Below are 13,679 nucleotides of genomic sequence, written 5' to 3'. Positions count from 1 at the left end.
AACCTGCCTTCGACGATTCAGGCGGCGGCGCCTTCGTCCGCCGTCTCGGCTTCGGCACCTTCCTCAGCCTCCGTCTCCGGCACCGCCAGATCCGCCTCGGTGATCCAGCCAGCCTTCAGCCGCGCCTGGATGACCATCCGGTCGGCATCGACGCGCGAAATGTCGAAGGCCGCCAAGGCTCCCGGATACTTCGTGGTCTCGCCGTCCTTGCGTTCGGTCCAACCAATCAGGTCGTCGGCCGCGCAGCCGGCGAAGTCCTCCATCGACTTGATACTCTCCTCACCGAGGGCGACCAGCATCGGCGTCGTCAGGCCGTCGATCTCCTTCAGCTCGTCGGAGACGCCCAATTCGGTCCGCTTGGAATCGAATTCGGCCTCGCGGCGCTCCAGATATTCGCGGGCTCGCGCCTGAATCTCGGAAGCCGTCTCCTGATCGAAGCCCTCGATCGCGGCCACTTCATCCTCGTCGACATAGGCGACCTCCTCGACGGTCGCAAAGCCTTCCGAAGCGAGAACCTGGCCGACCATCTCGTCGACATTGAGCGCGTTCATGAAGGTCTCGGAGCGTTCGACGAATTCCTTCTGGCGGCGCTCCGATTCCTCCTGCTCGGTCAGGATGTCGATATCCCAGCCGGTCAATTGCGACGCGAGGCGCACGTTCTGTCCGCGCCGTCCGATCGCCAGTGACAACTGGTCATCGGGGACGACGACTTCAATGCGCTCGGCGTCCTCGTCCAGCACCACCTTGGCGACTTCCGCCGGCTGCAGCGCGTTGACCAGGAACGAGGCCGCGTCTGGGGACCAGGGGATGATGTCGATCTTTTCGCCCTGCAATTCGCCGACCACTGCCTGGACGCGGCTGCCGCGCATGCCGACGCAGGCGCCGACCGGATCGACCGAGGAGTCGCTCGATATCACCGCTATCTTCGCCCGCGAGCCCGGATCACGCGCCACCGCCTTGATGGTGATGATGCCGTCGTAGATCTCCGGCACTTCCATGGTGAAGAGCTTGGCCATGAACTGCGGATGGGTGCGCGAGAGAAAAATCTGCGGACCCCGCTGCTCGCGGCGGACGTCGTAGACGAAGGCGCGTACCCGGTCACCATAGCGGAACAGCTCGCGCGGGATCTGCTCGTCGCGGCGGATGATGCCCTCGCCGCGGCCGAGATCGACGATCACATTGCCATATTCGACGCGCTTGACGGTGCCGTTGACGATGTCGCCGACGCGGTCCTTGTATTCCTCGAACTGACGATCGCGCTCGGCATCGCGCACTTTCTGCACGATCACCTGCTTGGCCGACTGGGCCGCGATGCGGCCGAAATCCATCGGCGGAAGCTGCTCGGCGATGAAGTCGCCCGGTTCGGCGTCGGGATTCTTGTCGCGGGCCAGATCGAGATAGATCTGCGTATTCGGATCCTCGACCTCGTCGACCACTTCCAGGAGCCGCTGCAGCTTCATCTCACCGGTCTTGGTGTTGATGTCGACGCGGATGTTGGTTTCCTGGCCGTAGCGGCTGCGCGCCGCCTTCTGAATGGCGTCGGCCATCGCCCCGATGACGATCTCGCGGTCGATCGACTTTTCGCGCGCGACGGCATCCGCGATCTGCAGAAGCTCCAGCCTGTTCGCACTGACTGCCATACTCTTTCTCCTGACCTTCGGTCGCTCGCCGCATCTACCGCGCCCGACCTCATCAAATTCCTGGCGGATCGCCGCCGCCGTCCAATCCGTCGCCTCGGCGGAGTGACCCCGCCGGGCGTCGAAACCTCAGTGGCCGCTGTCGGCCGCGTCAGCCTCGTCGTCGTCCGCCTTATCCCCGCCCGCCTTGCGCGCGGCCTTGTCGGCCTTCAGCGACGCTTCGACCAAATCGTCGGTCAAGATCAGCCGAGCCTCGCCGATGGCATCGAAGGGGATTTCCACCGCGCTCTCCTCGCCCTCGGCCGGCTTGTCGCGCTCGATGGTGATCGACTCGTCGCTCACCTTGACGATCTGACCGCGGTAGCGCTTGCGCTCGTTGATCAGCCGGCTCGTCTCGAGCTTCATGAGAAAACCGGCCCAGGTCTCGAAGTCGCTCTTGCGCACGAGCGGCCGATCGATCCCCGGCGAGGACACTTCCAGATGATAGGCCTTGTCGACCGGATCGTCGACGTCGAGCACCGGCGAGATCGCCCGCGAGACAGCCTCGCAGCCCTCGACCGTCATCGTGCCGTCCGGGCGCTCCGCCATGATCTGCACGGTCATCCCGTTCAGGCCGGAAATCCGGACACGGACCAGACGATAACCGATCTGCTCGATCGCCGGCTCGATAATCGCGGCGATGCAGGCTTCCAGTCCTTGCTCTTTCACGAGGCGATCAGCTGCGGTCGTCACGGTGCTCCGATAAGGCTGCGGGGCGGTTCGATCCTGCCGGATCATGCCCAGTTGCGTGTGTCTCCGCCGATCCGCGCAACGTTCCCGAAGCCCGCCCGATCATGAAACCGGACCCCCGGTAACAAAAAAGAGCGGGACCGGCAGGACCCACTCTCACGATCGCATCGCAGAGAATTTGTCCGCTCTATACGCTCTTCGGACTTACGCATCAAGCGTTTCTCGTGGCGAAGATGGGAAAGTCCGCGGCGCGACCGCCGTCGCGTCATCGCCGCCGGAAGGTCAGGTAGGCGGGGCGGCGGCCTTCCCGGATCGCCTTGGCCTCGTAACGTGTTCCCGGCCAGGCTTCGAAGGGGGTATGCCAGTCGGCGGCGCGGCGAGCCGTCCAGGCGAAATCGGGATGGTCGCCGCAGTGATGGAGCGTCCAGTCGACATAGGTTTCGATGTCGGAGGCGAAACGGAACAACGCTCCCGGCTTGAGGACGCGGGCCATGCGATCAAGGTTGCGGGCACTGACGAAGCGGCGCTTGAAATGCTTCTTCTTCGGCCAGGGGTCCGGATAGAAAAGGTCGATCCCTGCAAGACTCGCCTCAGGCAGCCAGTCGAGTAGCCGCGTCGCGTCGTCGTCGTAAAGCCGCAGATTCGGGCGGGGCGATTCCGGCAGCCGGCCGAGCAGCTTGGCCATGCCGTTGACGAAAGGCTCGACGCCGATGAAGCCCGTGTGAGGGAAGCGACCGCTTTCCTGATGGAGATGCTCGCCGCCACCGAAGCCGATCTCGAGGCGGATTGCCTCGACGGGCTCGGTGAACAGCTCGCGAAGATCGGTCGGCGCCGGCTCGGCGAGGTCCAGCCGCAGGCGCGGCAGGAAGCTCTCGACGAGTTCGGCTTGTCGCGGCCGGAGTCTCGGCCCCTTCAGGCGGCCGAAAAACGCTTCGCGTGATCGCTGTGGATGGTCCCGCGCCGACATCGTCTCTTAGCTGGCGAGTGCCGCCTTCAGCTTCGGCACCAGGTCGGTCTTCTCCCAGGAAAACGAGCCATCGCGCCCGGGTTTGCGGCCGAAATGGCCATAGGCCGAGGTCTTGGCGTAGATCGGCTTGTTGAGGTCGAGATGACGGCGAATACCGGTCGGAGACAGGTCCATGACCTCCCGAATCGCCGCCTCGATCTGTTCCTCGGTCACCTTCTTGCCGGTGCCGTGCAGATCGACATAGATCGACAGCGGCTGGGCGATGCCGATCGCATAGGCGATCTGAATCGTGCAGCGATCGGCGAGCTTGGCGGCGACCACGTTCTTGGCGAGATAGCGCGCCGCATAGGCGGCGGACCGATCCACCTTGGTGGTGTCCTTGCCGGAGAAGGCACCGCCGCCGTGCGGCGCCGCGCCACCATAGGTATCGACGATGATCTTGCGGCCGGTGAGGCCGGCGTCGCCGTCGGGGCCGCCGATGACGAACTTCCCCGTCGGATTGATGTACCAAACGCAGTCATCGGCGATCGGAAAATCGCCGAGAGCCTCGCGGATATAGGGTTCCACGACGGCGCGGACCTTGGCCGAGTCCCAGCTTTCCTCGACATGCTGCGTCGACAGGACGATCGAGGTGACCTCGGTCGGATCGCCGTCGACATAGCGGACGGTGACCTGGCTCTTGGCGTCGGGCCCCAGCAGCCCGGCGTCGCCCTCGCCCTTTTTGCGCGCGGCCGCCAGAAGCTCGAGAATCTTGTGCGCATAGTAGATTGGCGCCGGCATCAGCTCGGAGGTCTCGCGGCAGGCATAGCCGAACATGATGCCCTGATCGCCGGCACCCTCGTTCTGGGCATTCGCCCCATCGATGTGCTTGACGTCCGAGGCCTTATCGACGCCCTGGGCGATGTCGGCCGACTGCGAATGCAGCAGGACGTCGATCTTCGCGGTCTTCCAGTGAAAGCCGTTCTGGGCATAGCCGATGTCGCGGATGGCGCGGCGAGCGGCGGACTTGAAGCGAGACGGATTGATGACCTCGTTGCCGTGCTTGTCGGTCTTCATCAGACTTGGCGGCAGCCGGACTTCACCGGCGATCACGACGCGATTGGTCGTGGCGAGCGTCTCACAGGCGATGCGGACCGACCAGGGATCGAGCCCGGTCTTCTTGGCTTCGCGATAGACCAGATCGACGATCTCGTCGGAAATCCGATCGCAAACCTTGTCTGGATGGCCTTCCGAGACGCTTTCGCTGGTGAAGACAAATTCCGAACGCGCCATCTTTACCCCTCTTCGATTCCGGGAATCGCCCGTCTCAACTCCGCAGCCGTTCAACAGCGTGGTGGTTCGACGGGACGAAAAGCTGCGTGGCGGGAGATTGGGTTCCCGACACATATATTGCGCGGTGCGGTGTGGGGCAACGAGGGTGGAAGGTCAAGTGCGGCGTGTCCCGCCGGCGCGATTTACTCGCTGCGGGGCTTGTCGTCCGGCTCGGAGGTGTCGGCCAGGGTCCGCACGAGTTCGATGATGCGGCGCCGGACCTTGGGTTCCTGGATCTTGACGAAGGCGCGGTTCAACTGGAGTCCTTCGGAGGAGGAGAGGAAGTCGACCACGTAGTCCGGCCCGGACGGTTCATGCAGCCCATTCTTACCGGGCGAACTGCCTGGAACATCCTCGAAGAAGAACGCGACCGGAACGTTCAGGACCTCGGATATGCGCTGCAGCCGGCTTGCCCCGATACGGTTGGAGCCCTTCTCGTATTTCTGGATCTGCTGGAAGGTAATGCCGAGGCTCTCGCCCAATTTCTCCTGGCTCATCCCGAGCATGGTGCGACGCAAACGTACGCGCGAGCCGACATGCGTATCGACCGGATTCGGCTTCTTCTTGTTCTCGATCATCGGATCGGCCTTTTCGTCTCTGCGCATCTCCAGGCCATCATCCGTGTAGCCTGAACCCCCTCCCAGTCATTCCAGAAACTGATCATTTGGTTGACTAGGCATTTGTCACAATTCACATCGTGCGCAGGGGGTAGGCGGTGCATAGCGGCGGAGTCAATCAATCCTCGCGCGCATCCTTAACCGGGATACCACTGCGACAACCCATGTTATTGCGAATGCAAGCCAAAACGGCAGGCTTGCGAAGCGCGCGAAAAGCGTGGGGGCCCCCGCGCGCGGCAATCCGACCTCGATCGTGCCGGTCGATCCAAGCGCCAGCCCGCCGATCTGCCGGCCGTAGGAGTCGTTAACGACGGAGATTCCGGTGTTCGCGCTGCGCACGAGCGGCAGGCCAACCGCGACCGAGGTGAGTTCTGCAAGTCGCAGATGCTGGTAGGGACCCGGCGTCGCTCCGTACCAGGCATCGTTGGTATCATTGACGAGGAAGCCGGGCCGCGTTTCGGCCGTCCCCACATCGATCTCGCCTGGAAAGATGATCTCGTAGCAAATCAGCGGCAGGAACGAAGGAGCGCCATCGAGCGCCACCTTGGCGCGCGCGGCTCCGGCGGAGAACCCCCCCGGCATCTCGGCCAGCTGCGACAGGCCGAAGCCTTCCAGAAATTCCTGGAACGGGAGATATTCTCCGAAGGGGACGAGATGGGTCTTGTCGCGTGCCGCGACGATCTCGCCCTCGTCGTCGATGACATAGACCGAATTGTAGACCCGCGAGGTCGCAATGTCCGGGCCTTCGATGCGGGCCGCGCCGGCAATCAGCGTTTCGTTCGGTTGCAGCGTGTCGGCGATGCGGGCGATCGCATCGGGCCGCTCGGTCAAGAGAAAGGGAAACGAGGATTCCGGCCAGATGACGAGGGTCTTCGGCGGCGGCAGTGCCGCGCCGGTCGCGGGCGCCTTGGTATCGGACGATAGCGCGATGGTCGCGCCGGGGACCGTGGAGGGCTCCGCCCGCGCCTCGGTCAAGCGGATATGCCGATCGAAGATCGACTCGGCCTGGGTCGCTTCCCATTTCAGCGATTGTTCGATGTTCGGCTGAACCACCCGCAGCCGCACGTTCTCGACGAATTCGGTCGGATTCACCTGCATTCGCCAGAAGCCGAACCCCAGGTGGAAGATAAGGAGCGCGGAGGCGACCACCAGCACGGGACCGCGCCCGCGGCGGTCGATGAGAACGGCTGGGCTGGAAAACACGATGACGGCAAGCAGCGTCAGGCCGTGGACCCCGACCAGGCTCGACGTCTGCATCAGCAGCGGCACCGGTGCGGCCATCACGCCGATCTCGTTCCAGGGAAAGCCGGTGAAGAGAATGGCGCGCAGGTACTCAAACAGCGCGAAAGCGCCCGCCAACGCGAAAATGCGCAGGGCGCTGTCGCCCCAGACAAGCCGGGCGAGCACGGCCGCCAGACCATAATAGATCGCCAGGATGGCGGGCAGCCCCAGAACCGCGAGCGGGATGAAAGCGGCGAAGGCCGCCGCATCGACCAGCATGGCCGCCCCCAGCCACCACAAGCCGGCGACGAAGTATCCGAAGCCGAACAGCCATCCGGTGACAAAGGCCGGCGCCATGCGGCGGATCAGCGAGCGGCCAGGATCGACGACGACACCGTCGAGCAGCCAGACGAGCAATGGAAAGCCGACAAAGCCGACCGCAGGAAAATTGTACGGCGGCAGCGCGAATGTACACAGGGCACCGGCGGCGATGGTCAGGACGACGCGGCGCCAGCCCTCCAGCAGCAAGACCCAACCGGCCAGCCGATCCAGGAGGCCCCCCTCGCGCTGGCGTCCGTCACGTCGAGAGATGACGCTCACATTGTCCCCCAAATGCTGTCGACGAATCCTGATCGTTCCCGCCCCGAATGGACCGCTAGCGAAACGTCACCGTCGCGCCGATTTCCGTCCGGCAGACGACGAAACCATGTCCTCCTCAAGGCGCATCAGCCAGCCCTTCGACGATGCGACGGCGCTTTTCCCCCTGCTGGAAGCGGACGATCCGCACCCGACGCACGCGCCGCGGGTCGGCGTCGAGGACCTGGAATTCAAAGCCCGGGACCGCCTGGACGACTTCGCCCCTGGCCGGAATTCGCCCGAGTTCGGAGAACAGCAGACCGCCGATCGTGTCGGCTTCGTCCTCGTATTCGCTGATGTCGAAATCCTCGCCGACCAGCTTCTTGACCTCGTCGAGATCGGCCTTGGCGTCGGCATAATAGATGCCGTCGCCGCTCTCGGTGATCATCGCGGGTTCGTCGTCATGCTCGTCCTCGATATTGCCGACGACCATCTCGATGATGTCCTCCAGCGAGACCAGCCCGTCGGTGCCGCCATATTCGTCGATGACCAGCGCCATCTGCGTGCGCATCGCCTGCATCCGCGCCATCAGGTCCGAGGCGAGCATGGAGGGCGGAACGAACAGCACCGTGCGGATGATGCCGAGATCGGCGACGCGCCGGGCCAGGTTGATCTGCCGAAGATCGAGCCCCGACCGGGGTTTCTTGGCCGGCTGGCTATCGCCGCCGTTGGATTTGGCAGGACGGGCAACCCGCGTGATGTGGCCGACGACATCGCGGATGTGGATCATCCCGCGCGGATCGTCGAGGCTCTCGCCATAGACCGGCATGCGCGAGTGGCCGCTCGCCTCGAACTGCTTCATCAATTCGCCGAGCGTGGTCGTGATCTCGACCGCCTGGATGTCGGCCCGCGGAACCATGACGTCTTCGACCCGGACCTCCCGCAACCGCAGTATGTTGTTCAGCATGGCGCGTTCTTCGGGGGAGAAGGCCCCTTCGCCGTGCCCCGGCTCGAGCAGCGCCTGGGTCAGATCCTCGCGCATCAGATTGGGCATGCGCGGTCGCAGCCGGTGGACAAGACCGCCGATAAATCCCCGCTCTTTTCTGGGTTTTCCGCCGCGCCGACTTCGGTCGTCGCCAGCGCCTCGCTCGCCGCCATCCTCGGCGGCGTCTACCGCGTCGTGGTCGTTCGGACCCGTCGCGTGCGTCTGAATGTTCATCGTCTCACTCATCGTTCAGTCGGCCATCATAACCGGCTTTGGGGGATTTTCGAGGCATTCGCGATAGGGGTCCGCAATACCGAGGTCGGCGAGGATCGCGATCTCCAGCGTCTCCATGGCCTCGGCCTCCGCTTCGTCGATGTGATCGAAGCCCATGAGGTGCAGAAAGCCATGCACCAGAAGGTGGCGGAAATGGTCGGCGAGGCGCTTGCCTTCGGCGCGGGCCTCTCGCTGCACGGTCTGAAAGGCCAGCAGGAGATCGCCGCACAGCGGCCCCGGACGATCGCCGGGCGCAAGATTGGCCATCGGAAACGACAGGATGTTGGTCGGGCGATCCTTGCCGCGCCATTCGGCATTGGCGGCGCGCACGGTCTCGTCGTCGGCCAGCGTCACGGCGATCTCGCTTTGCAGATCCTCCGGCAGGCCAATCCGCCCGGCCGTCGCGGCGAAAACGCCATGCGCCATCGCCGAGACATCGCCGAGCCCCGCCGCTTCCCACTCCGTCGCCTCGATCGAAAGGGCGACCGTCAGCCCTTCATACGGAACGTATCCTGATTTTCCCGATCGCACTATCTGTCCAGCGGGCTAGCCGACGCACGATGGCGCACCGCATCCTCCTCGTAAGCCTCGACAATTGCCTGAACCAGCGGATGGCGCACCACGTCCTTCGCTTCAAAGCGAACCGTGACCGCGCTCGGCACCTTTTCCAGAATGCGGAGCGCCTCGATCAGGCCGGATTTCTGGCCAGGCGGCAAATCCACCTGGGAGGGGTCGCCCGTCACCACCATGCGGGCATTCTCGCCCAGACGAGTCAGGAACATCTTCATCTGCATCGTGGTGGTGTTCTGCGCCTCGTCGAGAATCACCGCGGCATGGGACAGCGTGCGGCCGCGCATGAAGGCGAGCGGGGCGATCTCGATCGCGCCCGCCGCCAGAGCGCGTTCCACCTTCTCGGCCGGAATCATGTCGTAAAGCGCATCGTAAAGCGGACGCAGATACGGATCGACCTTCTCCTTCATGTCGCCCGGCAGGAAGCCGAGCCGCTCACCGGCCTCGACCGCCGGCCGCGACAGGATGATCCGCTCGACCTGGCCGCGCTCCAGCAGCATCGCCGCATGAGCAACCGCGAGATAGGTCTTGCCGGTGCCGGCCGGGCCCACCCCGAAGACGAGCTCCGACCGCTCCAGAGCCCGCATATAGGCGTCCTGGGTCGGCGTCCTGGCGTGGATCGTGCGGCGGCGCGTTGAAATCTGCGCGAGCGACATGCGCCCCTTCTTTTCAAGCGTCGGCAAATAGAGCTGGTCGTCCTGGGCGATCGCCATGCGAATGGCGCCCTCGACGTCGTTCTTGCCGATCTCGTGGCCGCCCTGAAGACGCTCATAGAGATAGTCCAGCGAGCGACGGGCCTGCTCGCTGGCGACCTGATCGCCGCGAATCTCGATCTTGTTGCCACGGGCCCGCGCATCGATGCCAAGCTTTTGCTCGATCAGGGCCAGATTCTCGTCGAACTGGCCGAACAGCGAACTTGCCAATCGGTTGTCCTCGTAGGTCAACACGATATGCGCCATATCCGATGCGCCGGAGGCGGGCGCGGTTCCGCGTTCGGCCCTCACGCGACCTTCCTCGCATCGCCGGCCCGGACCGCCCCGGAGCCCTCGGCAAGCAGGGAATTCGGCAGCGTTGCTGCAATGCGCACCGTCACCAGATCGCCGACCTCGCCGACATCGGCGGCGGCGACCACCGGCTGCAGGAAGGGCGAGCGCCCGACCCGCTGATGAGCATAGCGGCCTGGCTTTTCGACCAGGATCTCGACGTCGCGGCCGACGAGGCTTTCGGCGAAGGCCATCTGCTGCTCGCGCAACAGCGCCTGCAACCGCTGCAGCCGCTCCGATTTCACCGCCTCATCGACGTGGTCGTCCATGTCGGCGCCCGGCGTGCCGGGACGCGGGGAATATTTGAACGAGAAGGCCGAGGCGTAGCCGACAGTTTCGACGAGGCGCATCGTCGCCTCGAAATCCGCGTCGCTCTCGCCGGGAAAACCGACGATGAAGTCGCCGGACAGGGCGATGTCCGGCCGGGCGGCACGAATCCGGTCGAGCAGCGTCAGGTAGTCCGCGGCCGTATGGCGGCGATTCATCGCCTTCAGGATGCGGTCCGAGCCGGACTGAACCGGCAAATGCAGATAGGGCATCAGCGTCGGCAAATCGCGATGGGCGGCGATGAGATCGTCGTCCATGTCGCGCGGATGCGACGTCGTGTAGCGAAGCCGCCCGAGCCCGGGAATCTCGGCGAGCGCGCGCAACAGGCCGCCAAGAGCAATCGGCCGGCCGGCGGTATCCTTGCCGGACCAGGCGTTGACGTTCTGGCCGAGCAGCGTCACCTCGCGCACACCGGCATCGGCCAGCCGACGCGCCTCGTCCATGATCTGGCCGAACGAGCGGGACACCTCGGCGCCGCGCGTATAGGGCACAACGCAGAAGGTGCAGAACTTGTCGCAGCCTTCCTGCACGGTCAAAAAGGCCGTCACCCCGCGGGCACGGATTTGCGGCGCCTCGGCGCGCGGCAGATGTGCGAATTTGTCCTCGACGGCGTAATCGGTGTCCACGACCTTGTCGCCCTTCGCCACGCGGGCGAGCGCCTCGGGCAGACGGTGATAGGTCTGCGGGCCGATGACCAGGTCGACGACCGGCGCCCGGTCGATGATCTCGCGGCCCTCGGCCTGGGCCACACAGCCGGTGACGCCGACGCGCAGTTCCTCGCCCCGCAAAGCCTTGTCCGCCTTCAAGAGACGAATGCGACCGAGTTCGGAATAAATCTTCTCCGCCGCCTTTTCGCGGATGTGGCAGGTGTTCAGGAGTACGAGATCGGCGTCCTCCATCGTCTCCGTCTGCCGATAGCCGTCCTTCGCCAGCGCGTCGCCCATGCGCTGGGAGTCGTAGACGTTCATCTGACAGCCATAGGTCTTGATGAAGACTTTGCGGGATTTGTCCCCGGCCGTCGCCGGCTCGCGTGCTTCGATCGTTTCAGTCATGCGCCCTTCTGGTCGGACCGAGCCTGCCAGCTTGGCGCCGACAGGGATGAATTAGACCCATATATCGACAGCATCATGACGCGGCGCAAGCGCCCGATCATTTTCGCGTAGCACGGAGGGGTCTTTTGCCTCCGTTCTGTGACCGCGAAGGCTCGCAGCGTGCATGTTTCGGACGCTGGCCTCGGCCGTGCGCGCCACCAATTTGCGATCGGACGATTCGCCGAAGGGGATCGGCGTGCCGAACGAGACCTCGACCCGGATCGCGCCCTCCTTGAGAAAGGTCAGAAGGTGCGGACCCAGCGCGACGGCGCCCGGCCAGGCGGCTAACGGCCGAAAATAGCGGCCGAGCGGCACGCCATTGGCGTGGGTATAGGCGATCGCCACCGGCTGCACGGTGACCGCATGGGCCTTGTAGGAGCGAAGTGCCGACTGGGCGGCGCCGAACAGCGCCGTCTTGAACGGCAGCACCGCGTTGCCATCCGAGGTCGTGCCCTCGGCGAACAAGACCATGACATCGCCGGCCGTCAGCCGCTCGGCGATGGCGTCGGCCTGGACCCCGGTGCGCCGGCGTGCCTCCCGCTCCACGAAGATGGTGCGCTGGAGCCGGGCGAGCAAGCCGAAGGCCGGCCAGTCCCGCACTTCCGCCTTGGCGATAAACGACAGCGGCGTGATCTTGCCGAGCACCATGATGTCGGCCCAGGACTGGTGATTGGCGACAAGCAGCAGCGGATGGGTCTGGCTCGGCTGCCCGACGATCCTGACCTCGATGCCGGCGACAGTGCAGGCGATGCGGTGCCAGGCCACGGGCAGTCGACGTGCCAAGCTCCAGCCGCGCGCAATCGCCAGGCTCTGGAGCGGCCATAACACGAGAGTGAGCGCGGTGAGGATCGCGGCCACGAAGCCGACGCGCAGCCATCCGATCATCGCTCACTCCCCGGTGGCGCGGTCATCATCCTGTACGCCATGGCGCCGCCGTCGCTATCTCAGTGTCCGCTTGAGCATCAACGCGCTGGTCGTGCGGCCGTCCGGCTGGCGGTAATAGGCCGGCCGGCGGCCAACCTCCTGGAAGCGCAACCGACGGTAGAGCTTCAATGCCGGAGCGTTCTCCTCGTCGACCTCGAGGAACAGCGACGCCGCGCCCTCTGCATAAAGCTGCTGTAGCAACTGGTCCATCAGGAGACGGCCGACGCCGTGGTTGCGCGCGCGCTTGGCGACGGCGATCGTCAGGATCTCCGCCTCACCGTCGATGTTGCGGGCGAGCACGAAGCCCAGCGGCTGCTCCGACGGATGGCCGACATGTCGCGCGACGATGCCGATACCGCCCTTCTGGCTGAGGAGAGAGGCGAGTTCATCGCCGGACCAGGGATGATCGAAGGCTTCGCTGTGGAGATCGGCCGCCGCGTCGATATCGGAATCCTCCAGCGGCGCCGCGGCGATCTCCTGACCGCTCAGCCAACTGTCCAGAAACGAGACCGTCCAGGTCCAGGGCAAAAACCAGTACATCGGCCTGTTTTCCTCTCTGCCCGCTCATTCCGCTGTGTCAGCGGCGCTATCGGCCGGATAAGGGCCGACCGCAAGCTTCACTCGACACAGAGTATCACAGCAAGAGTTGAGGAGTGCTTTCGCTTCCAAAGGCGACACCCGCCGTCGCGGAAGCGGGTTTGGCGTCGGCGCCCCGCAGATAGAGCGGACGCGGCGGCTCGCCTGACTCGCGCCCTGCCGCAAGCCGTGCCAGCACGGCAATATCGACGCGTGCCTCATCCGTCAGGACTACGTTGGCTCGCGGCTGAAGAACCGCCGCGGCGATCGCCGCGCCGGTTCCGACAAGTCCGATCGTCTGGTCTTGCGAAAGACCGGCGACGAAGGCCTGGAGCGCCTGCGGCGGCAAGGCCCGCGGAGCTTCGATCTGCATCCCGTCGGCGCTAAAGAGCGCCGCATAAACCTCGCCGCGCTTGGCGTCGAGGACGCACAGGATCGGCTTGCCGCCACCAACATGGGGCGCCGCAAGCGCTTCCAGTGTCGTCACGCCGATAGCTGGAACGCCGAGCGCCAGCGCGAGACCACGCGCCGCCGACACGCCGACCCTCAGCCCGGTGAACGAGCCGGGTCCGACCGTGACCGCGATCCTGGCAATGTCCGCATAGCTAGCCGAGGCGCTTTCCAGAACCGCGTCGACGACCCCCATCAGTCGTTCCGCGTGTCCCTTGCCGATCTCCGGTTCGGCACACCCGACGATTGCGCCGGAGCGAAGATCGAGGAGCCCCGCCGAACAGCGCTCGAACGCGGTGTCGATGGCCAACAGCAGAGAGGTCATCTGCGCGGGCGGGCGCTTTCGGCGCTGGAAAAGCGCCGGCGAAGCGGACGCGACTGT

13 protein-coding genes are annotated in these 13,679 nt (G+C 65.0%); all 13 read right to left on the bottom strand.

From position 1 onward, the window contains the following. Positions 1-17 precede the first annotated feature (17 nt). The gene (gene nusA, locus VQ044_RS03125) at positions 18-1,640 is read right to left on the bottom strand and encodes a transcription termination factor NusA (RefSeq protein WP_327623638.1); all 1,623 of its coding nucleotides are present in this window, start codon (positions 1,638-1,640) and stop codon (positions 18-20) included. Between the two features lie 126 nt (positions 1,641-1,766). Further along, entirely contained in the window at positions 1,767-2,414 is a 648-nt protein-coding gene (rimP, locus tag VQ044_RS03120) for a ribosome maturation factor RimP (RefSeq protein ID WP_442872852.1), read from the bottom strand. A gap of 217 nt (positions 2,415-2,631) precedes the next feature. Beyond that, complete coding sequence (trmB, locus tag VQ044_RS03115) at positions 2,632-3,333, bottom strand: tRNA (guanine(46)-N(7))-methyltransferase TrmB (protein WP_327645182.1); 702 nt, start codon at positions 3,331-3,333, stop codon at positions 2,632-2,634. Positions 3,334-3,339: 6 nt separating this feature from the next. Continuing rightward, the gene (metK, locus tag VQ044_RS03110) at positions 3,340-4,605 is read right to left on the bottom strand and encodes a methionine adenosyltransferase (RefSeq protein WP_327623636.1); all 1,266 of its coding nucleotides are present in this window, start codon (positions 4,603-4,605) and stop codon (positions 3,340-3,342) included. Between the two features lie 182 nt (positions 4,606-4,787). Next, positions 4,788-5,222 (bottom strand): helix-turn-helix domain-containing protein, encoded by a 435-nt coding sequence (locus VQ044_RS03105; protein WP_327645281.1) that lies wholly within the window; start codon positions 5,220-5,222, stop codon positions 4,788-4,790. Positions 5,223-5,375: 153 nt separating this feature from the next. Continuing rightward, on the bottom strand, positions 5,376-7,034 hold the full coding sequence (lnt, locus tag VQ044_RS03100) for an apolipoprotein N-acyltransferase (protein WP_327645279.1): 1,659 nt from the start codon (positions 7,032-7,034) through the stop codon (positions 5,376-5,378). Positions 7,035-7,197: 163 nt separating this feature from the next. Continuing rightward, entirely contained in the window at positions 7,198-8,277 is a 1,080-nt protein-coding gene (locus VQ044_RS03095; protein ID WP_442872851.1) for a hemolysin family protein, read from the bottom strand. 15 nt (positions 8,278-8,292) lie between these two features. Then, a complete protein-coding gene (gene ybeY, locus VQ044_RS03090) occupies positions 8,293-8,847 on the bottom strand; it encodes an rRNA maturation RNase YbeY (RefSeq protein WP_327645181.1) in 555 nt (184 codons plus the stop codon). Continuing rightward, the gene (locus tag VQ044_RS03085; protein WP_327645278.1) at positions 8,847-9,845 is read right to left on the bottom strand and encodes a PhoH family protein; all 999 of its coding nucleotides are present in this window, start codon (positions 9,843-9,845) and stop codon (positions 8,847-8,849) included. The genes ybeY and VQ044_RS03085 overlap by 1 nt, the downstream gene beginning before the upstream one ends. 41 nt (positions 9,846-9,886) lie before the next feature. Continuing rightward, positions 9,887-11,308 (bottom strand): tRNA (N6-isopentenyl adenosine(37)-C2)-methylthiotransferase MiaB, encoded by a 1,422-nt coding sequence (gene miaB / locus VQ044_RS03080; protein ID WP_327645179.1) that lies wholly within the window; start codon positions 11,306-11,308, stop codon positions 9,887-9,889. 51 nt (positions 11,309-11,359) lie between these two features. Beyond that, positions 11,360-12,232 (bottom strand): lysophospholipid acyltransferase family protein, encoded by an 873-nt coding sequence (locus tag VQ044_RS03075; protein WP_327645178.1) that lies wholly within the window; start codon positions 12,230-12,232, stop codon positions 11,360-11,362. A 54-nt stretch (positions 12,233-12,286) separates the two neighbouring features. Next, positions 12,287-12,811, bottom strand: a complete 525-nt coding sequence (locus VQ044_RS03070; protein WP_327623632.1) for a GNAT family N-acetyltransferase — start codon at positions 12,809-12,811, stop codon at positions 12,287-12,289. Between the two features lie 94 nt (positions 12,812-12,905). Continuing rightward, positions 12,906-13,622 carry a tRNA (adenosine(37)-N6)-threonylcarbamoyltransferase complex dimerization subunit type 1 TsaB gene (tsaB, locus tag VQ044_RS03065; protein ID WP_327645176.1) on the bottom strand — a complete coding sequence of 239 codons (717 nt, stop codon included), beginning with the start codon at positions 13,620-13,622 and terminating at the stop codon, positions 12,906-12,908. Between the last annotated feature and the right edge of the window lie 57 nt (positions 13,623-13,679).

The organism is Aurantimonas sp. C2-5-R2 (assembly GCF_036549495.1).
Taxonomy (GTDB): domain Bacteria; phylum Pseudomonadota; class Alphaproteobacteria; order Rhizobiales; family Rhizobiaceae; genus Aurantimonas; species Aurantimonas coralicida_A.
The sequence above is the reverse complement of the archived record's forward strand: the minus strand, read 5'-3'. Positions and strand labels throughout refer to the sequence as shown.